This is a genomic window from Gloeocapsopsis sp. IPPAS B-1203, from assembly GCF_002749975.1.
Taxonomy (GTDB): domain Bacteria; phylum Cyanobacteriota; class Cyanobacteriia; order Cyanobacteriales; family Chroococcidiopsidaceae; genus Gloeocapsopsis.
In genome coordinates, this window is record NZ_PEIG01000009.1 from 183,040 (window position 1) to 209,681 (window position 26,642).

The following is a 26,642-nucleotide window of genomic DNA, read 5'->3' on the forward strand; positions in this document are numbered from 1 at the left end:
TAAACTGCTGTTGATGGTTGAGCTATTAACCAGCATCAAACGTAACTAGGACAAGATGCCAATCTTAAAACGTTTGCATATAACTATTCAAGGAACTGTACAGGGGGTAGGCTTCCGTCCTTTCATCTACCGCTTGGCAACAGAATTAGGACTTGTAGGATGGGTGAACAATTTTGCTGGAGGAGTTGCAATCGAAGTTGAGGGAAGTCAAACACAGTTGCAGGCTTTTTACTCCAGATTTACAAAGAATTGCCACCTCATGCGTCGATCCAAAGTTTGGAAACTTCATATCTCACTCCTGTAGGCTACAAGCAATTTGAAATTCGTGCTAGTACTGGCGGTGAGAACACAGCGCTGATTTTACCTGATATTGCTACCTGCGCCGATTGTCTGCGCGAAATTTTTGATAAGCGCGATCGCCGTTATCTTTATCCTTTTACGAACTGCACTCACTGCGGTCCTCGTTTCAGCATTATCACTGCCTTGCCCTACGATCGCGCCAATACGACAATGCAAAAGTTTGAGATGTGCGATCGCTGTCAAGCTGAGTATCATAATCCCTTAAATCGCCGTTTCCACGCCCAACCAAACGCTTGTGCTGAATGCGGTCCTCATTTAGAGTTGTGGCAAGATGGTCATGTTCTCACATCTCATTATCAAGCACTCCAGCAAGCAGTTGAAGAAATTCGTAAGGGCAAGATTGTTGCTATTAAAGGTCTTGGTGGATTTCATTTAGTAGTCGATGCACGTCACCAACAAGCAGTTACTAAACTGCGCTACTGCAAGCAACGAGCGAAACCCTTTGCTTTAATGTATCCATCACTGCAACTCATTAAGGCGCACTGCGAAGTTTCAAATTTAGAAACTCAACTACTACTTTCGCCCCAAGCTCCCATTGTACTGCTGCGACGCAAACTTAAGTCTGGCATGGCGATCGCTCCTGCGGTTGCTCCCGACAATCCTTATTTAGGGGTGATGTTGCCATATACACCATTACATCACTTACTTATGTCGCAACTTGGTTTTCCAGTCGTGGCGACTAGTGGAAATCTCACGGATGAACCTATTTGTATAGATGAGCGCGAAGCAATCCAGTATTTAAGTCATATTGCTACAGTTTTCCTCATTCATAACCGACCAATTACTCGACCGATAGACGATTCTGTGGTGCGTGTCATCATGGAACGGGAATTATTGTTACGTCGCGCCCGTGGTTATGCACCCTTACCGATTGCCATTAACCTGTCACTCAAAACTCAACAACCGCAGTCTAAACTCCTAGCAGTAGGGGCACATTTTAAAAATACGATCGCATTTTCGCTTCCTCAGCAAGTTTTTGTGAGTCAACACATTGGCGATTTAGCAACAGTAGCAGCACTCAAAGCATTCAATCAAGCGATCGCCGACTTTCAACAACTCTATCAATTGCAACCACTAACTATAGCTTGTGATGCTCATCCCGATTATGTTTCGACACAATTCGCTCAAAATTCTGGCTTACCAACTATACCAGTGCAACATCATTACGCTCATGTTCTCTCATGTATGGCAGAAAATGACTTACTTAGCAATGAGAATTCTATCTTAGGTATTGCTTGGGATGGTACTGGTTATGGACTAGATGGCACAATTTGGGGAGGTGAATTTCTGCAAATTCAACCTTTGCGATCGCTAACAAGCGATCCGGAAATACCATTTCAACGAGTTGCCCACTTGCGCACTTTTCGGCTTCCTGGTGGGGAAAAAGCAATTAAAGAACCAAGACGAGTAGCAATTGGCTTGCTTTACGAAATTGCGGGAGATGCACTGTTTACAATGAATGAATTAGCACCTGTACAAGCTTTTAACGCTCAGGAGTTAAGGATTTTGCGGACAATGCTGCAAAGAAATATTAACACTGCGATCACTTCGAGTGCAGGGCGATTATTTGATGCGATCGCCGCCATCATTGGGCTACGTCAGTATACTCAGTTTGAAGGACAGGCGGCAATGGAGTTAGAGTTTGCGATCGCCGAATTGAACACTGATGACTGCTACAGCTTTGAAATAACAACAAGAGCAAATTCACCTTTGATTATTGATTGGATGCCAACAGTGCAAGGTGTTTTAGCAGACTTAAGTTGTGAGTTATCGCAGAGATACATTTCAGCAAAATTTCACAATACATTAGTGGAAATGATGGTTGTTGTAGCGCAGCAAATTGGTGCCGAACAAGTGGTGCTGACGGGTGGCTGTTTCCAAAATAAGTACTTAATTGAACGCACCATTCAACGCTTAACTCAAGAAAGTTTTCACCCTTATTGGCATCAACAAGTTCCACCTCATGATGGTGGTATTGCATTAGGACAAATTGTGGCAGCATTGCGTGTCATCTAGTCAGGAGTGATCAATTATGTGTTTGGCAGTTCCAGGAAAAATCATCAGTATCAATCATCATGAAAACCCGCTACTTCAAACTGGAAGAGTCAGCTTTGGAGGAGTCATTAAAGAAGTGAGTCTTGCCTATGTTCCTACTGCAAAAGTTGATGATTACGCAATTATTCATGCAGGATTTGCGATTAGTCTACTCAATATTGAGGAGGCACAAAGTACGCTGACGTATTTGCAACAGATAAGTGAGCGTAATATTTCTCGCAATCAATAGGAGTGTAACAATAGTATGGGGATTGTAATTGCATGCACCTGCATAGCTAGCAGGTCGTTAAAATACCCCGATTCAACCGTTGCATCCAACTTCTTCATGAGTTTATTTTTTGCCTTAGGAATTCTGTTTATCTTGCTGATAGCTGCGATCGCCCTTTATCTATTTACTGCCCGTCGTTATCAATCGTCTGACTCGGTTGCTAACTCTTACGACCAATGGACTGAAGACGGAATTTTAGAGTTTTATTGGGGCGAACACATTCACTTAGGACACTATGGTTCGCCACCACGACGCAAAGATTTTCTAACTGCTAAATCTGACTTTGTACATGAAATGGTGCGCTGGGGTGAGTTAGACAAGTTTCCCCCTGGCACAACTGTCCTGGATGTTGGCTGTGGTATTGGGGGAAGCAGTCGCATTTTGGCACAAGATTATCGGTTTGCTGTCACCGGAATTACGATTAGCCCGACTCAAGTGCTTCGTGCCCAGCAGCTGACTCCCAAAGACTTAGATGTCCGGTTTCAGGTAGACGATGCTATGGCGATGTCGTTTCCTGATGCTAGTTTTGATGTCGTCTGGTCAATTGAGGCAGGTCCCCATATGCCTGATAAAGCAATCTTTGCCAAAGAGTTGATGCGAGTGTTAAAGCCTGGTGGCGTGCTAGTAGTTGCTGATTGGAATCAGCGAGATGCGCGTCAAAAGCCGCTCAATTTTTGGGAAAAGCCTGTCATGCGACAACTGCTAGATCAATGGTCTCATCCTGAATTTTCCAGTATTGAAGGATTTGCTGAACTTTTGGCAGAGACAGGATTTGTTGAAGGAAAAGTTATCACTGCTGATTGGACAGAACCAACTCTACCATCTTGGATTGATTCAATTTGGCAAGGCGTGGCTCGACCTGAAGGCTTGGTACGGTTTGGTTTACTAGGATTGCTCAAGTCTTTGCGAGAAGTCCCAACTCTACTTCTGATGCGGTTAGCATTTGGCACAGGACTTTGCCGATTTGGTATGTTTCGCGCTATCCGAAACAATCAAGAAACAGCAAATGAGTTGCAAGCAGTTCATGCGAAGGCAAAATAATGTTACTAGATCAATAAAGTCTATCTTCTGGCAAATGCACACTATTAAGCAGCACATTGCTCATGACTTTCAGGAGATCTATAAAGTTATGGTCTCCGGTGCGCGATCGCTTCTTGGCTAGTGTTAGAGGAAGTTGTAAGTATAATTACAACCGTTCAATAATATGACTGTTTTATTTTCACTTAAACCAATGTAAAGCGGACATTAATAGGAAAACGTACACAAATCGGGATGACTGGATTCGAACCAGCGACCCCTTCGTCCCGAACGAAGTGCGCTACCAAGCTGCGCTACATCCCGCTACTACTTATAAGTAGTCATCATTGACTCTAAAGCATTCTAACACATACCTGTTCGCCCACTGAATTTTGTATTTTGTTTGGGTCAAAAATAGGTCAGAAACCGTAGGGCAGGTAACGATAGAAATGCTGAAAGTAGAGTGTTATGTAGTCGGTTAGTCAACACATAAAGGGAAAGAGATCAAATATTCTTTCCCTTAATTGACCGCTAACGCCGAGGTAACAAAGCAATAGGATTAACGGCTCCTTTACCTGAAGGATGGACTTCAAAATGCAAGTGAGGACCTGTACTAAAACCAGTGCTACCCATCTCTGCAATATGTTGTCCTTGTTCTACTTCTTGCCCTGCACGCACTAAGATTCGGTTATTGTGAGCATAGCGAGTAAGAGAACCATTCGGGTGTCTAATATCGACTAAATTTCCATAACCTCCAGAATTCCAGCCTGCCCTGACAACAACACCAGAAGCGGCAGCAAAAATAGGAGTTCCGACAGGTGCTGCAACATCAATGCCGCGGTGCATTCTTCCCCAACGCCAGCCATAGCCAGAAGAGAGAACGCCTTTTGCAGGCCAAATATAACCGTTGAATGGTGCTGACATGCCAGTTCTAGGCAAATACATATCTGCTGCACCCAACGGTGGTAGTTCTGGAGATACCTGTCGTCCTCGTAGCGAGTGTAGCGCTTCAGTCGGATCGACATCAGTAGGTGCAGTTGCTAGTCTAGCTCTAATTGTCTTGGAGTTAGAATTACTTGCCTGAGCAACGCGAAATTCTGGATTAACGGGTTCAGCTGTAATTGCGCGGGGGCGGCTAGGACTATTAGCTACAGAAGCTACTGGTTTAGTTTTCGCCAAAGGCGCAGCAACACTTACAATTTCTGTTGCTTTAGTTTGCTGCTCAGTAACAGCACCTGAAGAACTAGCAAGTTGAGTAGTGTATTTTTGTCGCAACTGTTCAATTTCTGCTTGCAATCCTCGAACGTAAAAACTCGGTGGATCAAGCGGCTCTTCGTTAGATAAACTACCACCCATACCAGTTGAGTTGTTCACAACTTGGGGTGCAGGCTGCGTTGTTAGATTGTTATGAGCTAATGCGGGCGCTTGCCCTTCGCCGTTGTTGGTGATTGTCGCAGATACTACTGGCACAACTGCGATTTGCTGTGGAGGACGATCGCTGACACTTATATTTTGAGCAACAGCACCGTTGTATGCCGACGTCGGAATAGTAATGTTTTGGTTAATCTGGAGCCGATCGGGATTAGAGATTTGGTTAGCAGCGATCAACTCATGTAGTGGAATGTCATATTCACGAGCGATCGCAGTTAATGTATCTCCTGGTTTGACTTGGTATGCTGTTGATAACGCCGCTTGGACACTTACTGTAGCTGTGTCCTCAATGGCTTGAGAAATGACATAAACTGTGTCTGGTGTGTTTAACTCAGGCTCGGCAACTACATTTTGCTTCTCTGCTGTTTGAGTTCGTAACCGCTGCGCAAGAGCTTGTAGTCTTGCAGTTTCTGTATCTTGAGCTACTGTATCCTGTGTAGAACTTGGTGTGACATTCTGTAGCTCGTTAGTAACTCCAAATTCTGCTGGTTTTAGCAATGTTGCATTAGCTGAATTTTGAGTAGAGTCAATTTGTGTCTCTTGTTTTTGTTGCGCACTCGCACTGTTTACATTTACTTGTGGAATGACTTCCTCAGGTGTTGTTCCTACAGATTTCTTGATCTCAACAACGATACCATTACTGCTGGGTTCAATTGCTGTTTGAGTTCTAGTAGTAGGCGCAATATTGAGCGGGTCTAAGCTGCGTGTAGACTGTGGAGTATTAAAAATAGATGGTGATACAATTTGTGGAACTTGAGTATTGACAATAAAACTTTGATTCCCGCCTGCTGGCTGCGAGTCTACAGTTGCCTTTTTTTCTGGTGATACCACATCACTAGGTCTACTTGCCTGATTTTGACTTGGCACTTCATAGTTAGACTGGCTAGGGACTGGTGTTGGTTGATTAAGCTGGATATTGCTGTTATTTGCATCTTGTCTAGCAGTTTCCACAATCTGTGGAGTTACTAGATTGTTTGTAGACGAACTGAACTCCTCAGACCGCAACTTTGCCGCACTATTTATTGAGTGGTTCGACTGTTGCTTTAAGCGATGAACTAACAACTTTTGTCTAGCACTAACAGTATTGCTATCTTTCGTTGTTGCTGATGCTGTATTTTGCAGTTGATTGCGACTAGTATTGCTGACTGGCTGTGTAGATGAGTCCTGCTGAAGTGCACTCGACTGATTTACTTTATTCGCTGATTTTAATCTCTGTACCAAGCGCTCTTGACGCTCCACAGCTGGTGCTTTATCTGTATTGGCTTGGTGATGATTTACAGTAGTGATTTCTACTCGGCTTGGTGCTATTGATTTGGGTTTTGTATTTGTGCTTGGACTTGCATTTATCACTAAATTTTGCTGCCGCTGTTCAACTTGAATCGGAGTTGTGGCAGGCGTTTTCACTTGCACTGTGCTTTTCGCAGTAGGAGGACTCACTGGCTGAGACACATTACTCTTTACTGGTAACTCAGGAGCAGGTGCAATCGGCATAGGAACCGCAGTATTCACTGGCGCTGGTATAGCTTCTATGACTACTGATTTTGGCTGTGTTGGGGTGGTTGTTGCCACCGACACCTTACTAGCTGTTGGTTCTTCACCTTGTGGTATTTCAGCTGCCGGCGCGCGATCGTGTCGAGTCAGTAAAAGGTTGGGTCCTCCCATTGAAATCGCGATCGCCATCATCGCGACCGAAGTGCGCACTCGCCGTTTGACCTTGGGCTGAACGGGCTGCAATTGTTCCTCTGAAACTGCTTTACTTTCTGCACTAGTAGGAACAGCCTTAACCTTTTTCATCCATGCTCTTTTCAAAAATGACCTCCTATGAGCAATAGGGCTTACCTGATCTCGATTCATCGAGTTTATTACTAGTTAATGAATTAGGCTACTACTTTTGATAGATTCACCTCGCACCCAGTAGACATACTTAAGCAAGATTACTAAGCATTTTTGATTTAGACAAGTTTACATCAACTCGTAACAATTGCAACTAGTGATTTTTTCACCTTTTTCGCTGGTTGATTGCTATGACCATCAGACTGTAACAAGTAGCAGTTGCCACTATCATTGATGCGCGCGATCGCAATTGTGATGTAATTAATTTTTTTTACAAAATTAAAACTAGCTGTGCTCATACCCATTAATGCTGCTATTTTGCCCATCCGACTACTGATGCTTCATTTGATTGTTTGTGTGTCTTGTGCGCTTAGCGATTCTAAGCACTATGTTTAATCTGCCTTCTAACCGCAATTAGAAGAACTCTTAGGCAAGTACAATAACTCAGCTTGTTGATTGTACTCGCTTTAATCAGGTTTGATCCTGAAAGACTTAACATATTTAGTCTATTTAGAATGAATAAAATCTATCGCTTTCTGCTGCTAAAAGCTCTTTTTTACTATAAAAATTTCTTATGAATAATGAGCAGATGCCATTGTTGAGCTAAGGCAAAGCTGTTCATACTTCATTTTTTTAATTGACGTATAAATTGATGCTGATAACCTCAACAATTTTCTGTATGACTATAAGCGTAAGTCATTAAATATTAATTCAAGCAAAAATACTTAAAATGTAGGAAAATACAAGCTGATCGGCGCATCTTTACAAACAAACTCAGATCAGAAGTCCTAATTGACGTCGAGCTTCAAATAACCCTATAGCAGCACTTACTGAGAGATTTAAGCTACGAACCTTTGGGTGTGGCATGGGAATATAAACTGTAGCGGTACATTCAGATATAATTTCAGGCGACAAACCTGTTGTTTCGCTACCAAAAAGTAGCCAATCATCAGCTTGAAACTGGAACGCAGCGTAATTGTTTTTTCCCCTCACACTAAACCCAATCGTACGCCCACCGCGTTGTTTGTAGTGAGTTTGAAAAGTATAAAGTGATTCATGGTAGTGTAGATTTACGTAGGGCCAATAATCTAAACCTGCTCGCTTCACATAGCGATCGCTAATTTCAAATCCTAGTGGTCCTACTAAATGAAGCTCAGTACCTGTTGCGGCACAAGTACGAGCAATATTTCCAGTATTTGGGGGAATTTGGGGGTGAACTAAGACAATCTGAGGCATTTGTTCTTGATCCGACTTAGAACATCATAATCGTGTGGGTTCCAGTCAGTACATATCTATAGCCAAACTATAGGTTTTTTAAATAATAGAATGCTCAATAACATTGATTAAATATTTTAAATTCTCCTCATATTTTAAACTTTTATGCTTTTTTCGCTATCCCTTGACTAAGCAGCTACAGGAGGAGAACATAATTCAGTTTCTAGTTCGCGTTCGCGTTCGCGCATTGCTAAGCTTGCTTGAGTTACAATTTGCCGAATATCAAAACCGCAAGAATGAAGTTGCAACCACTGCTGTGCTTCATTACCTTCGCGGAGAATTTTTTGGACTGGTGAAAGAAAACAGTTAAAGCCACTTTGTTTAGCGATCGCCCAAACATCTTGATAAATTTCTGCAATCCAATCTCGTGCTAAGATGCTTCTGCCATCTTGCCAATGCGTCAACTGAGCATTTAAACCGTAGTGTGCTGCGGCAGTTTCATTAGCTATCGTAATTGCCAAAAGTTCTTCGGGAAGGTTTGTTGCAGGTAAAGTACTATTTTCAAGTGGGTCGAGGCTGGGATTGGCAATGAGTTGTAAAAGCCGTGCTTCGAGTAAAGCAGCGATCGCAAGTAAACTAATTGGATCGCTCACAAGATCGCAAATCCGTAATTCTAAACGATTTAAGTCATACGGGCGGCGATCGCCATTTGGTCGTACTGATACCCACAAGTGCCGTACGTTTTGCATCGTACCTGCTGCTAACTGTTCTTCTACCCAACGAGTATGATGTGCGTGACTTTCAAATAAAGGTACGTGAGTGGGAGTTTGGGGAAATAATCCCCAGCGTGTTGAATGATAGCCTGTTGCTTTGCCATCCAGAAAAGGAGATGCGGCACTTAAAGCTAGATATAGTGGCGCTTCTACTCGTACCAAACGACACGCACGTAATAATGTTTCCGGATCTTTAATACCGATATTGATGTGAACGCTGGCAGTGACTACTTTAGTACCATAGGTTTGTTCAATATAGTCATGATAAGAATTACTCGGATCAGAGCGGAAAAAGCGATCGCTTCCACCCAAAGCCAGCGTACTTCCAGGTATTAAAGTATAGTTGCCTAATTTTTGAAGAAATTCGCGTAACTGTAATCGCGGACGCAGCAAGGCACATAGTAAGTCTTCATATTTCCACAAAGGTGGAGTTGTATATTCTACATTGCGACTATCTGGCTCGCGAACAAATCCATCTAAACCGGCTACAATTTTGTCTGAAAGACCGATAACATCACCCTGGGGCGTACCAGTGTACATTTCGACTTCAAAACCTTTTGATAGCAGCACGGTGTTCCCTCGAATTTGGCTAGATTTTTATGTTTTTACAGTGTAAATCTGTGATTTTCACTACGCATCCGTCAAGAGTTTAGCATCTCATCTGTAGCATTTTAAAAGCTGTGTCTTTATGCACTATTTAACAGCGAACATCTATCGAAGGGCATAATTAAATTATAGAAATCACAAGGCTTAGTGGTATCACCTGTAATGATGATAAACTTCACTAGCGGCTCGATGCAGTAAAGAGTGGCGATAAACCAAACTTTTAAAATCATCTGCATAACCGCCACCAATGACACAAGCAACAGGATAACCACTACTAACACAGGTACTTAAAACTTGCATTTCGCGGCGATAGATCCCAGCATCAGTTAAAGCTAATTTACCCAAGCGATCGCCCGCGTGTGGATCGACACCAGCGTCGTATAACACTAAATCTGGCTTCACTTGTGCAAGTAAATCAGGTAAGTAGCTTGCTAAAGTTTGCAAATAGGCATCGTCTTCCATTCCCGCTGGTAAGGGAACATCCAAATCACTTTTTTGTTTAGTTCCAGGAAAATTAACCTCACAGTGCATCGAAAATGTAAAAACACTGGCATCATCTTGAAAGATATAGGCAGTGCCGTCTCCCTGATGCACATCCAAGTCTATAATTAGTACTTTTTCAACAAGTTGCAACTTTTGTAAAACGCGGGCTGCGATCGCCAAATCGTTGAAAATACAAAAACCAGAACCATAACTGGGAAAAGCATGATGTGTTCCTCCCGCAGTGTTACAAGCTAAACCATGACCGAGGGCTAATTTAGCAGTCAGAATTGTCCCACCAACAGCAATACAAGTGCGATTGACTAGCGCAGAACTCCAAGGTAAGCCAATACGGCGTTGGGCTTTAGCATCAAGTGTACCTGTAGAGTAAGCTTGAACATACTCTGGAGTATGAATCAATGTTATCCATTCAGTTAGTGGATAGTCTGGGGTATGAAATTGTGCAGGATGTGCTACGCCATCTGCTATGAGTAGTTCATAGAGTTGGCTAAACTTAGGCATGGGAAAGCGATGACCTGCGGGTAGAGGTACTACGTAGTTAGGATGATAAATAATTGGTAAGTCCATTTTTAGCAGTTAGCGGTTAGCTTTTAGCCATTAGCTAGTAGACAATGAGCCTACGTACTTACTATTCGCAGTTATTGATTTTAATGACAAGTATCCCAATGTAGCTTTCAAATTGAAGTGATATAGAAGCGATCGCAATTTAGATAATGCATATGGAAGGTAAAATACTTTGGCAGCAAGGGAACTCCAAACCAGAAAATCTCAACAATTTTGCGGTTATTAGTCAATGGTGGTCAAGTTTAGCAAATAAACAAGTGATGCTAGCGCAGCGCATGATTCCTCAAACGGGAGACGTTGACGAACTTGACTGGGAGTTACAACGCTTTGATGAAGTTTTTGAAATCAAAAGCCCAGAAATTCGTGGTATTACGCTTTATTGGCAAAAACCCGACTCACCGCAAGTCCGTAACACCACACCGCATCAGTTAGTCTTCGATACTCGCCAACAGCAGTTATATATCTTCCCACAGTCACAAAAACAACTCGTCATCCGTGTAGCCCTACGAGGAATAAGCTATGAAACTATTGAAGTTAAAAATCCTCACTGGTTATACCGCCGTGTAGGAGAAAACCACATTCTCACGCTACGAGACAATCAGCAACAACTAGAAGTGAAAATTACTCTCAATCCTAATAGTCTTAGTCAATTAAAAGAACAAATTCCATAAATAGAGTGTTGAGTTAAGAAAATTCTTCTAATTCAAAATTCAAAACTAGCCAAAGCGCCACGACTCTTTAGGATTCAAAACTTTTGATGTGACTTGAAGTTACGTTTACACGTTTTAGCAGTATTGCAGGAGTCACCGCAATGAAAAAGTTGATTAATCGACCAGAAGATTTTGTGCGTGAGAGTTTGATAGGTATGGCAAAGGCTCATCCTGATCTTTTAAAGGTACAATTTGAGCCAACGTTTGTCTACCGTGCTGTTGCACCTGTACCAGGGAAAGTTGCGATTGTTTCGGGTGGTGGTAGCGGACATGAACCAATGCACGCAGGGTTTGTTGGCTTGGGAATGCTTGATGCAGCTTGTCCTGGTGAAGTTTTTACTTCTCCAACTCCCGATCAAATGCTAGCAGCAGCAAAACAAGTTAATGGTGGCGGTGGAATTCTTTATATCGTCAAAAACTATAGTGGCGATGTGATGAACTTTGAAATGGCAACTGAGTTAGCTCGTGCTGAAGATCTGCGAGTATTGAGTATTTTAATTGATGATGATGTTGCTGTTAAAGATAGTTTATACACCCAAGGAAGGCGAGGCGTAGGAACAACAATATTAGCTGAGAAAATTTGCGGTGCAGCAGCAGAACAAGGATACGATTTACAGCAAATTGCCGATTTGTGTCGCCAAGTTAATCTGAATGGACGCAGTATGGGAGTTGCCTTAACTTCTTGTACTGTACCAGCAAAAGGAACGCCTACTTTTGAATTAGGTGCTAACGAAATTGAAATGGGAATCGGCATTCACGGCGAACCAGGATGCGAAAGAATGTCGATTAAGTCGGCGGATGAGATGACTGAAATACTCGCAACGTCAATTTTTGAGGATGTCGCTTATAGTCGCACAGTACGTGAGTGGGATGAAAATAAAGGGGGATTTGTTGACGTGCAATTAACTGATCCTGAATGGGAAAAGGGCGATCGCCTTCTCGCTTTTGTTAATGGTATGGGTGGTACGCCACTGGCTGAATTATATATTGTCTATCGCAAACTTGCTGAGCTTTGCGAACAACAAGGATATCAAATTGTGCGTAACTTAGTCGGTTCTCATATTACTTCGCTGGATATGCAAGGTTGTTCAATTACACTACTGAAGTTAGATGATGAAATGATTCGACTCTGGGATGCACCCGTGAAAACCGCCAGCTGGCGATGGGGAATTTAATCATGGTGACAAAAGAGCAAATTCTACAATGGTTGCAGCAATTCACCAGTGCGATCGCCCAAAATAAAGAATATTTAACACAATTAGATGCAGCAATCGGTGATGCGGATCACGGGATCAATATGGATCGTGGTTTTCAAAAAGTCGCAAATCAGTTATCAAATTTTGCAGAGCAAGATATCAGCAGTATTTTGAAAAGTGTAAGTATGACACTTATCTCTAGTGTCGGTGGTGCTAGTGGTCCATTGTATGGCAGCTTCTTTTTACGCGCTAGTACCGCAGTTGTAGGAAAACAAGAATTGTCTAACGAAGATATGGTAAGTCTACTGCAAGCAGGGTTAGATGGTGTCTTGCAACGCGGCAAGGCTCAACTTAGTGATAAAACAATGATTGATGCCCTGTCTCCTGCAGTTACAACTTTTACCCAAATTATTAGGGAAGGAAAAACTACCACAGAAGCTATACAACAAGCTACATCTGCAGCAGAACAAGGAATGAAAGCAACTATCCCAATGGTGGCAAAAAAAGGTCGAGCTAGTTACCTAGGCGATCGCAGTATCAATCATCAAGATCCTGGCGCAACATCCGTTTATTTGATGATCCAGAGTTTATCTGAAGTACTTATTGAGTAACTAGATACAACAATTACCAATTACCAATCACCTATTACCAATTAGCAGCAACACTTTTCACGAATCAACTTTAAGCGGTTTAATCACACGCGCGATCGCTTCTTGCACAAAAACCTTAATAAATTCATCGCGGCGGTTGAGTTGAAACTGGCGTTGTACAACCTCAGTAATCCCACCATCACCCCAGTCTTGATCGTGGCGAAAATACTCAATAAAGCTTTTACCAGCAATCCGCGTGAGATACGCAGCAGTGACACCTTGAATTGCTTTACCAACAACAAAAGTCGCAACATGAAATTGCAACGCCGTAGAAAGAATTTGAATTGCACCTTTGACAATACCCAAACTTGCTAAAGTTTTTGCTAAGGAAAGTGCTAACTCTTTACCGCGTTCTAAATTCAATTCACATCCGTAGATTCTACCGATTTCTACTACCATTTGTGCATTGACAGCTGCTGTAGCGAGTAAGTCAACACCTGGCAATGGAGTGACAGAAACAACACCTGCACTGATCCATTGAAAGCGTTCTACTACCTTGTCGGCTTGGCGACGGCGTTGTGCATCAATAATTTGACGGGCTTCTTCTCCTAAGCGCTGCGATTGCAGTAAGATGTTATCTGCTACTAATTCTTCACCTTCCGCACGTAACACAGCAGCCATACGACGGAGTAACGGCATAATATCAGGTTCAGGGTGCAATACCTCACCATTTTCTGATGTCACAGGTTGAGGATTGGCAGCAATTGCCACTATATCGGTAGGCGCAATAAAGTTTTTTACTCGTTCGCGCAGTTGTGCGAGGATAGTCTCGCGGTCTTCATCGGTGTATAGATCCGTTTTATTCAAAACTAAGAGCGATCGCTTGCCAATTTCCGCTAGAGTCTGTAGTGGTTCGTATTCAGAACGTCGCAAATCATTATCAACAACAAACAATAATAAATCGGCTTCTGTCGCCAATTGTCGTGCTAAGCGTTCGCGTTCGGTTCCTGCAACTCCTGCTTCTAAAATTCCTGGTGTATCGGTAATTAAAATCTTGCGTTCCATTCCTTTGAGCCGCAAGCTGTAAGTTTGCCCTTCTTGTGTTGTCCCCATTGGTGCAGCAACTTGTCCAACAATCCGCCCAAAAATAGCATTGACAAGCGAAGTTTTGCCTGCTGAACCTGTTCCAAAGACAACGACTTGCAACGCCCTACGCGACAAACTTGCTTCAATTTCCCGCGATCGCTCTAACAATGCTTGACGTGCCACTTCGTCTTGAATTTGTGTCAGTTGTTGTTGGATGGCACGTAGGTTTTCTTCGGCTGCATCAGTACGTTCTTCAGGAATCCGAATTTGGCGTTGTGCCCGTCGCCGCGATCGCTGTTCGCCTCTTTGTACGATTGCAATGTAGTAAATGACTACACCAATCAGCAATACTACCAAAGCAATAATCAAAAATAGCAACACATCCGCAAGTAGCGGTGAAGTGTAAGACAGTTGCCACAACAACTGTGACAAGCTAGCAAATAACCACAGTAATAGCCCTAAAACAACAATTAGGGCGACAAGCAGCATGACAATGCGTGGAAAAGGCATTTCAGAGGAATGACAAAGAGATGCTTTTGATCTTAGTCTGCTTGCTATTAACTTGAATGCGCCAGCAGGAATACAGCAAATAGAAACGCCACACATTGCGATCGCTGTATTTTCAGATATTAGTAAAACTTAATATTGCGTAAAAGTCTTACACAGATATCACTATAAGCTTAATGCTTTGGGCTTCCATCTCCTAGAGCGTCGATATCTATTTAGGAGGATTGCGTAGTAGAAAACATTCCGCTATATTACCCATAACTGATGAGTTATTAGCTTGAGAATCAAATATGCAAGTATTACTTATCAGCAACTTAGTGGGCAGCCTAATCTTCAACCGCTTGCGGTTAAAGAACGGAGGAACCAAATTTTGGGGCAAATCTCAGTCGATGAGAGAGACACCTTCCAGTCTTAGCCCGTCAGCTAACTTCGTAGGCAATGGAAGGAGTACCTTTGGACGTCAGCTTCAAGCCAAGTGTCCTAGGGTTCTCCCAGTAAATATCACTGACAATATAGTTGTGTGTATTTGCGAACATTTTGACCCACCTCGTCCACCGCTACAAGTAAACAGAGGTAAGGCATGAAAAATTATTACAAACAATGGATTCTACTTGCAAAACAAGAGCTGAATGGTATTGTTGTAGACTACACCGATCCCGAAGGAAACCATTACAGTGAACCCTTCTGTTTTCAAACTATTGATGAAGCGATCGCTTACGGTCAAGCCTGTATTGACCGTTTGATTCGAGTAAAATCTAAGTCTCCTATCCAAGCAGAGTCATAAAGACAAGCTATTGGCTGTTAGCAATTAGCTTTTAGCTTGGTGTTCAAAACAAAGGAGAGGAATTAGTAAATAACTATAAATTCCTAAGTCGAAAGCTGGCGCGATCGCGTTTTCTTACTCCCGATTCTGATGTCTTCAAATTTTTCTACTGTTAGCTAGAGGTTTTCAACTTGTTGAACAGGGAAAATTGATCTTGCCCATAACTTGAGAAAACCCATGAAACTTTTCGATCAAATTCTTGGTGCAATCAATAATCCTTCACAACAAGCAAGTTCTGGACAGCTAGCTAACATTCTAAACACAGTACAGCAGCTCAGCAGTAGCTACAATACTAATCCTTCCACAATGCAAACACTTATGTCTGTGGTAGGCAGTTCTGTGCGTTCAGGGCTACAACAAAAGCGTTCTAGAGACGGTTACGACCAAACACAAGCATATGTAAATCAATATAGTGGCGCCTCACCAAGTCCGCAAGCAGTTTCTGGACTTTTTTCTCAGAACCAGGTTCAACAGCTAGCACAACTTGCCGCGCAACGGACAGGTTTAAATCCAAACATGATTGTACAGATGTTGCCTATTTTAGTGCCAATTGTGCTGAATTTGTTGCAAAGTGGCAGCCGCGCGCAAAATGCCCCAAACAATCCTCAAACGAGTCAAAATACTGTACTAGACACTTTTTTGGATGCAAATGGCGATGGAGAAGTAGACATTGCTGATGTTATGCAGCTTGCTGGACGCTATCTTGGTCAATCGCGCTTTTAAAGGAGTTGTGAATTCCTCTGCTATCTTAGCGGGAAGCAATTTGTTCTCCCGCCCAAAGTTGCATTTGTCGTAGACCAAAAACAACAGGTTGCTCTACACTTGTTGCCAGTGATGTTTGCCCATTCTCTGCCACTGTCCACATTTGCCATTGCTCATCACCTAACTCACCAACCCGAAAGACAACTCGACTGGGATCAGTTTGACTCCAACCCAATAAAATTGACATGGCATGGTTATTGAAGACTTGTGCAGGAGCAAGTGTTGTTGTCCGGTTTTGATATCGATGCCAAACAACAGCATAATCAGAAATATCAGAAGTACTAAAGAAGCCTTCAAATTGACGTGCGAGTAAGCGATCGCTTGACTTTGACCAACCAATGGGAGATAAAATCGAGATAACTCCTGGCGTCGCGGCTTTTCCTTGCGTCATCAAATGAAGCGCCAATGGAGACGAGGCTTTGACTTCTTGTAGCTGTCCAGTGCGTAAGTTTTCTAAAAACATCACACTGCTGACTTGGCTACGATAAAGTTCTGGCTGTACTTGCATTTGAATGCGACTGTAAGCAGCATACTCGCCATCAGGAGAGAGTAGTGAATGGCTGCGGTAATACCGTACCCCAGAACCTTCGCGGGCACTGACATCCTCGTAAGTTTTCATCACCCAATTCCAAGGAACTGGATAAGGGCTATTTAGGGGATCGATTGATACTGAAGGCTGATCGCCAGTTTGTTGTTCTAAAGGAATAGATTTTAAGGACCTTGAAGCGATTGCTTCAAGAGATTGAGCCGAAGCAGACTGAATTAGTGTAACTCCAGTTGACGGCATGAGTAACATAGCCATAAGCAATTTGAGGCATGGCTGTGGGCGAAACCATCCTGAGAAATAGCGTTGTAGCATTTATACAGTTTTAGGTAGGGCGGTGGCGAGGTAAGCAGCGCCTAAGTAGGCAATTTGGCAGTGTGCTACTTCAGGTATAACAAGATAAGTAGTCAACTGAGAAGACCATTTTCATTAAATTTTTCTACGGCTTGAGTTGGAAACATCAAAATTCAGATAAAGTGGCACAAGCATCCTGCCCGTGACAACCGTCGCTTTTAATGAAAGTCGTATTTTTTGGGACTCCTGATTTCGCAGTACCTACTTTAAAAAGACTGCTACAACACCCAGCAATAGAAGTTGCTGCAGTTGTCACTCAACCCGACAAACGTCGCGGACGTGGGAATCAGTTAAATCCTTCACCAATCAAAACTTTAGCTTTGCAGCATGATATCGCTGTATGGCAACCGCAAAGGGTTAAAAAAGATGCAGAAGCTTTAAATCAATTGCGACAATCTCAGGCAGATGTTTTTGTCGTCGTTGCTTATGGGCAAATTCTGTCCCAAGAAATTTTAGATCTGCCTCGTTTGGGCTGTATCAACGTGCATGGCTCAATCTTACCAAAATATCGAGGCGCAGCGCCGATTCAGTGGTGTATCTATCACGGTGAAACGGAAACTGGAATTACAACAATGCTGATGGATGCAGGTATGGATACAGGTGCAATGCTATTCAAAGCCTACACACCAATTAATCTCCTTGATAATGCTCAAAACGTAGCGCAACGACTAGCGGAAATAGGTGCAGATTTGCTGATAGAAACGCTGTTGAAGTGGGAACATCAAGAAATTCAACCAATTGCGCAAGACGACACCCAAGCAACTTATGCGCCATTAATTAAAAAAGACGATTATATTTTAGATTGGTCAAAACCAGCGATCGCATTACATAACCAAGTACGGGGATTTTTCCCCAACTGCGTCACCAGCTTTCGGGAAGAGTCTTTAAAAGTGATTGCCACAGTTCCCCTTGGCGCTGCCTATTCGTCATTACTACCAGAATTTAGTTTTTTAAAGGAGTATACTTTATTGTCAACAGCAGTTCCAGGTGAAGTCGTCAGCATTGCCAAGGGAACGGGACCAATTGTGCAAACAGGCGAGGGATTATTATTATTACAACAAGTGCAACTTGCGGGTAAACGTCCGCAATCAGGATGGGATTTTGCTAATGGTAGTCGTTTAACAGTAGGAGAAAAGTTACAGACTACAGCACTATAATTGAGTTCTTAAGCTTCAGCAATTTCATAATAACGACAGCGATCGCATGGTCCTTCAGGATTCACGGCACAACGAATTAACTCTGAATGGGCATTGTAACGGCAGCTAGCATCTCCAATTACCCAACGCCCAGCAACAAGGCTTTTTTCACTCGGACGTGGCGCTGACTGGACGTAAATTGCCACCTTATGCAATCGATATCGTCCCGATTTTAAATGGTAGCGGTGGCGCCGCTCTAATACAGCGTAAGTTTTACCCTCAAGATCGAGATAGTTTCCTGGTTGGGGTGTCCAATCTAATTTTACGCTACCCAATGATTGACGTGGGTGCGTCAAAATAATCTCCGTTGGTAGTGACTCTGACTCCATAATCTCTACTCAATGTAAAGCTAACTACATTTGGATGGTATCGCGATCGCACAGCTAACGTGGCAAGTTTAGATTCTGCTTAAGGATTCAAACTCATCTTTGTTGAGTGCGTGGATAACTAAATCGTTACCCAATTCATCTAAAAATCTTTTTTCTCTTTTTAACCCTATTTTCTCCATAACTCGAATCGAAGGCGCATTCACTGCCAAAGCAACCGTAAAAACACGGTGCATTCCTACCTCACGAAATCCTTTCCAAATCAGTGCTTTAGCCCCTTCTGTAGCATAACCTTTTCCCCAAATAGCTTTGCACAATCGATATCCCAATTCAATGTCATCGCCATCGGCGAGTTGAGGATTGAAGTAAGCTGCATGAATTGCTGGACGTAAGTAGAACCAACCAATGAATGCTTGGCTTGACTTTTCAACGGCTGCCCAGCAACCGTAACCATCGTATAGTTCGTAGTAAGCTAGATATTGTGGTAACGTTTTTGTTTGAATTTCTGTGGAATTTGGTAGTTGACCAACATCAGGTGTCAAACGGGTGACTTCAAGATCGCTATTAAGTTCAAATAAATTATCTGCATCATCTTTAGTGAATTGCCGCAAAATCAATCTTTCTGTTTCTAAAAATATCGTCATCTTCAAAGCGAAAATCAAGGCTGTAACACTGATAGCAACGGTCAATTATAGTGAGAACATTGTAGAAGCTCAGAATTATTGCTCCAACTAACTGTTAACCTCGACCCCTGACCCCTGCTATTGTACAAAATAAGTAAATGTGTTTTGGTTGCTTGAGGCTGAACTAAGTTGCTGTAGCATTGATCTCATTAAATTGCTAGCACAAGTTTCTATTGATCGTGCTGGCAATGTTTAAGTACAAGCTTCTCATCATGGTGTTGCAGTGGTAGGAATTGTTCTTGTCTCTCACAGTAAACAGCTAGCAGCAGGTGTACGAGAACTTGCCGCGCAGATGGTTGGTGATGACGTTTCTTTAGCTGTTGCTGCAGGTATTGACGATCCAGTTAATCCCTTGGGTACAGATACCATGCAAGTTTATCAGGCAATTGAGTCAGTTTATAGCGCAGATGGTGTCGTTGTTTTGATGGATCTAGGAAGTGCTTTGTTAAGTGCGGAAATGGCACTAGAGTTTTTGTCTGAGGAACAGCGCGAGAAAATTCATTTATGTGAAGCACCATTTGTTGAAGGTGCGATCGCTGCAACGATTTCAGCCGCATCAGGAAATTCTATCACCCAAGTCATTGCAGATGCACAAGGGGCATTAACAGCCAAAGCGACACAACTAGGAATCAATGAAGCTATCAATAATCAACAAGCACAAGATAGCAACTCCCACATCGCCCAAATTCAAATTACAGTCACTAATAAACTCGGTTTACACGCACGTCCTGCAGCAAAATTTGTGACAACAGCAGCTAAATTTCAAGCGCAGATTGAAGTAAGAAATATCACTAGAAATACAAACTTTGTTAGGGCTGATAGTATCAATCAAGTTGCCACATTAGCAGTTCGTCAAGGACACGAGATTGCGATTGCTGCGACTGGGGTTGATACAGAAGCAGCTTTAGTTGCATTGCAAGAACTAGTCGCAAGTAACTTTGGTGAAGACGATAGTGATTTAGTGCCAATAGGAATTGATGCAAGTGAGAATTCTGTTGCAGGAGAACTCATTGGAATTCCGGCTTCTATTGGAGTTGCGATCGCCCCTATATTTCAATATCGTCCGATAACTGTACGAGTAGAAGAATACATCGTTGAGGATACAGCAACCGAATGGCAACGCTTACAAAGGGCAATTCAAACTGCAACCCAAGATCTTCAAGCTTTGCAAACAACACAGCTTGGCGACGAGGCGGAGATTTTTAGTGCTCATTTACTTGTTCTCCAAGATCCCGCATTACTTGATCCCGTACACCAACGAATTTTTCTACATCACCAAAACGCAGAATTTGCGTGGAAAAGTACGATTGATGAGTTAGCGCATAACTTTTACACTCTAGACGACACTTATTTGCAAGAACGTGCTAATGACATAACTGATGTTGGACAAAAAGTATTGCGATCGCTCAGTGGAATGACAGCATCGACAATTGAACTAACGCAACCTAGCATCTTAGTCACTACCGATTTAAGTCCTTCAGATACCGCGCAACTAGATACAACAAAAGTATTAGGTATCTGTACAACGCGGGGTAGCGCCACTTCACATACGGCAATTTTGGCGCGTACACTTAATATACCAGCCGTTGTTGGTGCTCCAGCAACAATTTTGCATCTCACAAATGGCACACTTCTAGCAATTGATGGCGCGAGTGGTAAAGTTTGGCTAGAACCGGATACAAATACCATAACAACGCTACAAGCTAAGCGTCATGCAATCTTGCAAGCTCAGCAACAAGCACAAACCACTGCACATCAACCTGCAATAACTCGCGATCGCAAACGCATTACAATCGTAGCGAATATTAGCAGTGTTGCAGATGCGAAAACAGCAATAAAAAATGGGGCTGAAGGTGTCGGATTACTTCGTACCGAGTTTCTCTATCTTAATCGCACAACTGCGCCTACTGAAGAGGAACAATTTACAGTTTATCAAGCGATCGCCCAAGTTTTAGAGCGCCGCCCTTTTATCATTCGTACTTTAGATATTGGTGGTGACAAACCACTACCTTATTTGAGGTTACAACCAGAATCTAATCCTTTCTTAGGCAAACGCGGTATTCGTTTTTGTTTAGAAAATCAAGATATTTTCAAAACGCAGTTACGTGCAATTGTGCGAGCTAGTCACGGACATCAAATTAAAATTATGTTTCCCATGATTGCTACTGTGCAAGAAGTACAAGCTGCAAAGGCAATTTTACTAGAAGTCCAAACTGAACTGAGACATGCAAATATTCCTTTTGATGCGACAATGCAAATAGGAATTATGGTGGAGATTCCGTCGGCAGTTGCGATCGCCGATCAATTAGCAACCGAGGTCAATTTTTTCAGTATTGGGACAAATGACTTAAGTCAGTATGTCATGGCAGCAGATCGTACTAATCCTGATGTCGCCATGCTTGCAGATGCTTTACACCCTTCAGTTTTACGCACAATTGAGCAAACTGTAAAAGCTGCACATCACGCTGGAATTTGGGTTGGTTTATGTGGTGAGTTAGCAGCAGATCCTCTTGCTACGTCAATTTTAGTCGGCTTAGGATTAGATGAACTTAGCCTTAATTCGCCAGCGATACCAACAATTAAACATACTATTACTGAGTTAAAAAGATCTGAATCTGAAGCGATCGCGCAAACAGCTTTAAATCTAAATTCAGCACAGGATGTCAAAACATTAGTGACAACTACGACTAATCATCAAGCCGAATTCCATCAAAACTCGCTTGCTTGAATGTGTTGAGCTTGATGTAAGCGATTATTACATTGATTGGTAAATTAAATGAAATAAGCGATCGCTGCATCTACAAGTCAAAATTTTCTTGAATCCTTATATCTTGTTCCCTGTCAGATATCTTATGCTGTTTTTAGCAAGTTAGTATGTGATTTTTTGTTAGCAGTTACTAACATTACTAACATTCATGAGGAGTAGGTGCTTAAATCTTCTTATGCTGCCAGGTTTGCATAAACCACAATCGCATTCAAGGATTTGCTAATGTCAGTTCACTATTCTCCTGAACTACAAATAGAGAATCAGCTGCTTGCAGCCCTACCAACTGAAGATTATCAACGCCTGCTTCCTGAGATGGAAACAGTTAGTTTGCCACAAAGCCAAATTCTCTGGAATGCAGAAGAAGTGATTGAGTATGTGTATTTTCCCAATCGGGCATTAATTTCTTTAGTCACCATCATGGAAAGTGGTGAGATAGTCGAAGTAGGTATAGTTGGTAGGGAAGGTATGACAGGTCTTACGGTATGTTGGGGAGGGGACACTACTACGCTACAGGCGATCGTCCAAATTCCTGGATCTGCCATCAGGATGAGTGCAAAGTTTTTAAAACTGAGTTTGACCGAGGCAGCGCACTGCAAAGTTTACTGTTACGCTATACACAAGCACTGTTTACTCACACCGCACATACAGCAGCTTGTAACCGTCTGCATACAATCGAGGCTCGATTTGCTCGTTGGCTACTTATAGTCCAAGACCGCGTACAATCAAATGAGCTACCTCTGACTCAAGAATTTCTCTCTCATATGCTTGGCACACGCCGTTCTGGTGTTACAGAGGCTGCTAGTAAGTTTAGCAAAGCAGGAATAATCCGCTACAGCCGAGGAAAAATTACTATTCTCGATCGAGAAGCCTTAGAGTCAACTTCTTGCGAGTGCTATCAAACAGTTAAAAAAGAGTTTACCCGTTTGCTAAAAAACTAAACGCGGTTAGGTAGGCTGCAAACAATTTGATTAAACTTAGTATTTATGCCCGAAACCGTACGGAACAATTGGGTGAACATATCTATGCTTTATTTAGTAAATCGTCAAATCCTGTGTAGTGGCTTTGAGGATTTTTTTAAATTCCACCCGACTTAGTAATTACTAAGGATTTGCTTAAACGCACAAGGAATGTAGATGAATAATTTCAACACTGCTGTTATCATCTCTGATCCTACAACTAAGACAATGATAAATCTGTGGGGTAATAGTTGGCAGAAACTTACTCCAATACAACAGCAATTGGTAAGCCAAATTCTAACTGATATAAATAAGTGAATTAGCTTATTTGTTTGACTCAAAATGATTAAAGTATATTCTAAACATAAATTTCGTTTGCTAACAACTTTCTTCAAAAGCTTTTAATTGTTCGTCATTAATTCTACCAGCTTTATATAATGTTTCTGTAATTTCTGAAAGCGTCAATACAGAGTGTGCGCGATAACCATTTTGATGCAATCGATCTTTTACTCCCTGTTCGTGATCTATAAATACAACAATATCTTCTACATTTAAGCCTGCTGATTCAAGTTTTGCAGATCCTTCCATTGCACTTTTGCCACTAATTAAAATATCATCAACGACAACAACCGTTTCCCCAGGATGAAACAGTCCCTCAATTAAGCGTCGAGTACCATGCGCTTTCACTTCTTTGCGTGGAAAGATCATTGGACGATTGAGATGCAAAGCTAAACCAGTAGCAGTAGGTAATGAACCGTAAGGAATTCCTGCGATTCTATCAAAGTTTAGATACTTAAGAATATCAGCGTATGCTAAAAGAATTTGATGAAAAATTTGGGGATTAGAAATGATTTTGCGCAAGTCTATATAGTAAGAAAATGTTGCTCCAGAAGCTTGAACAAAATCACCAAACAAAATACATTCAATGTCATAAAGTTGTAGAATTAAATCAAAATGAGGATGTTTCTCAAGTAAACAAACATCTGGCAACCAAACAGAGCAATTAGAGTCTTCTTGACTACTTTTTGTACGAATTTGATTAACTTTTTGCCGAAGTGAATAAATTTCTTTGGCTGGATTATCTTGACTTAAAATATCTTGAGGCACAGGAACTAATAAACCATTACCGTTTGCATTTAAACCAGCAGTTAAAAGCTGGTTAATATTACCTTCTTCTCCCCAAATGCTGCGTGCCAATATCAGTCTTTCAGGGGCGATCGCCCTCACATGTTTAATAACTTCAGGACTTGTCGTTCCTACTTCAAAACCAAGTTGTTCTGGAGTTCCCCACGTTTTTGCTTCTTTCGTTAAATGCAAGTAAAAAGGCGTTTCGCTTTGAGGATATTGTTGTAAGGCGATCGCACCAGGATTAGAAGTACAACACAAGACAAATACAGCTTTATCAGGATGAACTAAAAACGAGGCTGCATGATCTTGTCCTGCGTAACCATTAATTGTCACTGCATCAACTTGCCAGTTTTGAAAAATAGTTCGCGCAAAGGTTGTACTTGTATTTAAGTCACTATGTTTAGCATCTAAAATGATAGGGATATCGCTAGGAATTGCTGCTAAAGTCCGCTCTAAAAGTTCTAAGCCTCGGCTACCTAAAGCTTCATAGAAACCAAGTGTCGGTTTGTAGGCACAGACTAAATTAGCTGTTTCAACAATGAGAAATTGCAGCCATGTCCATAAGTCTTCAATGATATCTCCAGTTTTATGCTGAGGCATCATTTCTGGATTAGGATCGAGTCCTAAAAATAGCAAGCTATCATTCTGCGCGATCGCTGTATTCAATTTATCAAAAAAGGTCATAGCTACTTTCTCAAATAGTCATTGGGGTAAGTTAGGGTAGCGATCGCCTAAAAGAGATCCTCATTTATCTCAGATTCTGCAATTGCTTAAGTAACTAAAGTTTAGAATAGCAGTACAATGCAACAATAAATTTACAACTCTTAAAGAAATGCCTTTCTGTAGCTTTAGAACAGCCAGATTGCTAAGTAGTATTCTGTAAGGTTGTCATTCTTTAAAATCAAGCGTAATGGCAAAGATATCTAATGAAGTAATCGCCCGATTAGAAGCTGATATCCGCAACAGCCCTTTAGCTGCATATCGATTGGGCAAGGCAAAACAATCAACTAAGTCCATCAATCAAGAATAGGGGAGCGATCGCATTTTTTGGTTCACTGAAAAGCGAGTATCTTTAGCTAGCTGACTGCAACAAGCGTACAAAACCCTCCTGCTCAAAGTGTCGGTCAATAGTTAGAGCTTCAGTAATTCCATGTTGGCGCATCAACACAAAGCTAACTGCATCACTCAAAGAATAAGTCTTATCTTGTCTCACCATCAACAACTTAACTGCTGCTCGATGTCAAGACTCGTCAACTCAAACAGTTTCTATATCGGGGCTGTCTAACAGATCGACCACAAAGGCAAGACCGATGAACTAGAGAAACGCCTCGCATTTGCTAGTGCAGCATACTCAGCAATGACATAGCTGTGAGTCTAGCGATCGGTAGCTTTCTTGTACGCAGCAATAGCTTGTGTATGAAGAGGTTCAGTTTGATAGTGCAGACAAAGCAATCCCGAAGTATCGAGGACATTACTCATCCTCATAGGTGTTCGTATACTCCCTAGCTAAGTCTGCATCAATCTTTCGTTATCTAAACTCGTTGCTTTGTCAAGACTAAGTGCCCCGAAGTGACGCTCGAACCTTGCTCGTGCTACCTCCCAATCGGCTTCAACCACAAGCAAATCGGATATTTGAGAAAACCTCTGCTCTATCAATCTGGCAGCTAAACACTCTGGAGCAATACCAATCGCTGCTGCCTGCTGCTGAATAGCCACAAAAACCTGCTCACTTATTTCCAAGTTAGAGTTTGGCTCATGAAAGTGCTGCAAGATGCTCCAAAAGTTTGATTGCCTCTTTACTGAAATCCTTAGCAATTTAGGCAAAGATACTTCTATTAGAGCTACGCATATAGCCCACATATAGAGTCTCAAAGGCTATCTGCGTAAGATTCCTTTAGGGAAGTTGCTCAGAAGACTCAGAAGACTCACTAGGAGTAGACATCGGTGGAGGAGGAGCATCAAACTGAGAGTTGAGACAAATGGGTGAATCGGGAGGATAACAGGTAGTAAGTCCGTCAGCACCAGGGGTAGGAACTTTCTCTCTACCTCCCTCAGAACTACTGAAGTTGGTATTGCTGGTGGTAGATGCGGACGTTGAGGACTGAGGCGAACCAGAGGCAACACTCCCGCCACCCCGAGGCGTCACCCCTACCTGAGTTCCACACAAACTTTCAAGCTGCAAAATGCTACCATCAGCCGTTTCCATGTAACAGTACAATGTATCTCGCTCGGCATTAGAAACGAGGGGATAGGGATAAATCGTCTGTGCAGCGAGAGGGCGTACTGCTAAGATTTCCGTTGTTAACGGCACGAAGGCAGTTGCAGTTACCAGAAAAAGGTATTTCAACATGCTAGAAGCCGTCTTTTATATAGGTTTTCAGTTGCGGCGAT

Annotated in this window: 23 protein-coding genes, 1 tRNA gene, 2 pseudogenes and 1 riboswitch; of the genes and pseudogenes, 12 read left to right on the forward strand and 14 right to left on the reverse strand. The window is 42.2% G+C overall.

Translation table 11 applies throughout. The features are described from left to right. The first annotated feature begins 55 nt into the window (after positions 1 to 55). The 4 genes from CSQ79_RS27960 (at position 56) to CSQ79_RS17075 (ending at position 3,724) form a co-directional block, all read left to right on the forward strand. Complete coding sequence (locus CSQ79_RS27960) at positions 56 to 304, forward strand: acylphosphatase (RefSeq protein ID WP_289501244.1); 249 nt, start codon at positions 56 to 58, stop codon at positions 302 to 304. After that, a complete protein-coding gene (hypF, locus tag CSQ79_RS17065) occupies positions 277 to 2,376 on the forward strand; it encodes a carbamoyltransferase HypF (protein WP_289501245.1) in 2,100 nt (699 codons plus the stop codon). Before CSQ79_RS27960 ends, hypF begins: the two co-directional genes overlap by 28 nt. Before the next feature lie 16 nt (positions 2,377 to 2,392). Beyond that, positions 2,393 to 2,644 (forward strand): HypC/HybG/HupF family hydrogenase formation chaperone, encoded by a 252-nt coding sequence (locus CSQ79_RS17070; protein ID WP_099702361.1) that lies wholly within the window; start codon positions 2,393 to 2,395, stop codon positions 2,642 to 2,644. Between the two features lie 96 nt (positions 2,645 to 2,740). Beyond that, positions 2,741 to 3,724, forward strand: coding sequence for a methyltransferase domain-containing protein (locus CSQ79_RS17075; RefSeq protein ID WP_099702362.1), 984 nt, complete (start codon positions 2,741 to 2,743; stop codon positions 3,722 to 3,724). A 226-nt stretch (positions 3,725 to 3,950) separates the two neighbouring features. Here the strand turns inward: CSQ79_RS17075 and CSQ79_RS17080 are convergent. The 6 genes from CSQ79_RS17080 to CSQ79_RS17105 all read right to left on the reverse strand — a co-directional run bounded on the left by CSQ79_RS17080 (position 3,951) and on the right by CSQ79_RS17105 (position 10,626). Continuing rightward, a tRNA-Pro gene (locus CSQ79_RS17080) sits at positions 3,951 to 4,024 on the reverse strand. Between the two features lie 207 nt (positions 4,025 to 4,231). Next, positions 4,232 to 6,925, reverse strand: a complete 2,694-nt coding sequence (locus CSQ79_RS17085) for a peptidoglycan DD-metalloendopeptidase family protein (RefSeq protein WP_289501246.1) — start codon at positions 6,923 to 6,925, stop codon at positions 4,232 to 4,234. A gap of 173 nt (positions 6,926 to 7,098) precedes the next feature. After that, the gene (locus CSQ79_RS27965; RefSeq protein WP_289501247.1) at positions 7,099 to 7,263 is read right to left on the reverse strand and encodes a hypothetical protein; all 165 of its coding nucleotides are present in this window, start codon (positions 7,261 to 7,263) and stop codon (positions 7,099 to 7,101) included. 475 nt (positions 7,264 to 7,738) lie between these two features. Further along, positions 7,739 to 8,200: a tRNA (cytidine(34)-2'-O)-methyltransferase gene (locus tag CSQ79_RS17095; protein WP_099702365.1), complete on the reverse strand. Its 462-nt coding sequence runs from the start codon at positions 8,198 to 8,200 to the stop codon at positions 7,739 to 7,741. Between the two features lie 167 nt (positions 8,201 to 8,367). Then, a complete protein-coding gene (gene gshA / locus CSQ79_RS17100) occupies positions 8,368 to 9,522 on the reverse strand; it encodes a glutamate--cysteine ligase (RefSeq protein ID WP_099702366.1) in 1,155 nt (384 codons plus the stop codon). A 189-nt stretch (positions 9,523 to 9,711) separates the two neighbouring features. Further along, positions 9,712 to 10,626, reverse strand: a complete 915-nt coding sequence (locus CSQ79_RS17105) for a histone deacetylase family protein (RefSeq protein WP_099702367.1) — start codon at positions 10,624 to 10,626, stop codon at positions 9,712 to 9,714. A gap of 152 nt (positions 10,627 to 10,778) precedes the next feature. On the opposite strand from CSQ79_RS17105, the gene CSQ79_RS17110 reads away from it, so the two are divergent. The 3 genes from CSQ79_RS17110 to dhaL all read left to right on the forward strand — a co-directional run bounded on the left by CSQ79_RS17110 (position 10,779) and on the right by dhaL (position 13,140). Continuing rightward, positions 10,779 to 11,294 (forward strand): hypothetical protein, encoded by a 516-nt coding sequence (locus CSQ79_RS17110; RefSeq protein WP_099702368.1) that lies wholly within the window; start codon positions 10,779 to 10,781, stop codon positions 11,292 to 11,294. A 140-nt stretch (positions 11,295 to 11,434) separates the two neighbouring features. Further along, positions 11,435 to 12,508: a dihydroxyacetone kinase subunit DhaK gene (gene dhaK, locus CSQ79_RS17115; RefSeq protein ID WP_099702369.1), complete on the forward strand. Its 1,074-nt coding sequence runs from the start codon at positions 11,435 to 11,437 to the stop codon at positions 12,506 to 12,508. Between the two features lie 2 nt (positions 12,509 to 12,510). After that, positions 12,511 to 13,140: a dihydroxyacetone kinase subunit DhaL gene (gene dhaL, locus CSQ79_RS17120; protein WP_099702370.1), complete on the forward strand. Its 630-nt coding sequence runs from the start codon at positions 12,511 to 12,513 to the stop codon at positions 13,138 to 13,140. 57 nt (positions 13,141 to 13,197) lie between these two features. Here the strand turns inward: dhaL and CSQ79_RS17125 are convergent, their stop codons facing one another. Then, positions 13,198 to 14,715: a YcjF family protein gene (locus CSQ79_RS17125; RefSeq protein WP_099702371.1), complete on the reverse strand. Its 1,518-nt coding sequence runs from the start codon at positions 14,713 to 14,715 to the stop codon at positions 13,198 to 13,200. Between the two features lie 310 nt (positions 14,716 to 15,025). Further along, a riboswitch (cyclic di-AMP (ydaO/yuaA leader) is annotated at positions 15,026 to 15,165 on the forward strand. Positions 15,166 to 15,292: 127 nt separating this feature from the next. Between CSQ79_RS17125 and CSQ79_RS17130 the strand changes: the two genes are divergently transcribed. Together CSQ79_RS17130 and CSQ79_RS17135 are read left to right on the forward strand one after the other, a co-directional pair. Continuing rightward, a complete protein-coding gene (locus CSQ79_RS17130) occupies positions 15,293 to 15,496 on the forward strand; it encodes a hypothetical protein (RefSeq protein ID WP_099702372.1) in 204 nt (67 codons plus the stop codon). A gap of 216 nt (positions 15,497 to 15,712) precedes the next feature. After that, positions 15,713 to 16,258: a DUF937 domain-containing protein gene (locus CSQ79_RS17135; RefSeq protein ID WP_099702373.1), complete on the forward strand. Its 546-nt coding sequence runs from the start codon at positions 15,713 to 15,715 to the stop codon at positions 16,256 to 16,258. 25 nt (positions 16,259 to 16,283) lie between these two features. Here the strand turns inward: CSQ79_RS17135 and CSQ79_RS17140 are convergent, their stop codons facing one another. Then, positions 16,284 to 17,099 (reverse strand): hypothetical protein, encoded by an 816-nt coding sequence (locus CSQ79_RS17140; RefSeq protein WP_289501248.1) that lies wholly within the window; start codon positions 17,097 to 17,099, stop codon positions 16,284 to 16,286. Between the two features lie 257 nt (positions 17,100 to 17,356). Here CSQ79_RS17140 and fmt point away from each other — a divergent pair, with 257 nt between their 5' ends. Beyond that, a complete protein-coding gene (fmt, locus tag CSQ79_RS17145) occupies positions 17,357 to 18,352 on the forward strand; it encodes a methionyl-tRNA formyltransferase (protein ID WP_099702374.1) in 996 nt (331 codons plus the stop codon). 8 nt (positions 18,353 to 18,360) lie between these two features. On the opposite strand, the gene CSQ79_RS17150 is transcribed toward fmt, so the two are convergent. Together CSQ79_RS17150 and CSQ79_RS17155 are read right to left on the reverse strand one after the other, a co-directional pair. After that, a complete protein-coding gene (locus CSQ79_RS17150; RefSeq protein WP_099702375.1) occupies positions 18,361 to 18,720 on the reverse strand; it encodes a DUF6464 family protein in 360 nt (119 codons plus the stop codon). Between the two features lie 68 nt (positions 18,721 to 18,788). After that, positions 18,789 to 19,361, reverse strand: a complete 573-nt coding sequence (locus tag CSQ79_RS17155) for a GNAT family N-acetyltransferase (protein WP_099702437.1) — start codon at positions 19,359 to 19,361, stop codon at positions 18,789 to 18,791. Positions 19,362 to 19,623: 262 nt separating this feature from the next. On the opposite strand from CSQ79_RS17155, the gene ptsP reads away from it, so the two are divergent. Together ptsP and CSQ79_RS17165 are read left to right on the forward strand one after the other, a co-directional pair. Beyond that, the gene (gene ptsP / locus CSQ79_RS17160; protein ID WP_099702376.1) at positions 19,624 to 22,128 is read left to right on the forward strand and encodes a phosphoenolpyruvate--protein phosphotransferase; all 2,505 of its coding nucleotides are present in this window, start codon (positions 19,624 to 19,626) and stop codon (positions 22,126 to 22,128) included. 261 nt (positions 22,129 to 22,389) lie between these two features. After that, positions 22,390 to 23,105: pseudogene (locus tag CSQ79_RS17165) on the forward strand (Crp/Fnr family transcriptional regulator). 396 nt (positions 23,106 to 23,501) lie between these two features. Here the strand turns inward: CSQ79_RS17165 and CSQ79_RS17170 are convergent. From CSQ79_RS17170 to CSQ79_RS17185, 4 genes and pseudogenes are all read right to left on the reverse strand, one after another. Then, complete coding sequence (locus CSQ79_RS17170; RefSeq protein ID WP_099702377.1) at positions 23,502 to 24,935, reverse strand: bifunctional orotidine-5'-phosphate decarboxylase/orotate phosphoribosyltransferase; 1,434 nt, start codon at positions 24,933 to 24,935, stop codon at positions 23,502 to 23,504. Positions 24,936 to 25,323: 388 nt separating this feature from the next. Further along, a pseudogene (locus tag CSQ79_RS28945) lies at positions 25,324 to 25,736 on the reverse strand (type II toxin-antitoxin system VapC family toxin). 21 nt (positions 25,737 to 25,757) lie between these two features. Next, the gene (locus tag CSQ79_RS17180) at positions 25,758 to 25,967 is read right to left on the reverse strand and encodes a hypothetical protein (protein WP_289501250.1); all 210 of its coding nucleotides are present in this window, start codon (positions 25,965 to 25,967) and stop codon (positions 25,758 to 25,760) included. A 178-nt stretch (positions 25,968 to 26,145) separates the two neighbouring features. After that, complete coding sequence (locus CSQ79_RS17185) at positions 26,146 to 26,562, reverse strand: hypothetical protein (RefSeq protein WP_143755469.1); 417 nt, start codon at positions 26,560 to 26,562, stop codon at positions 26,146 to 26,148. Positions 26,563 to 26,642: the final 80 nt, after the last annotated feature.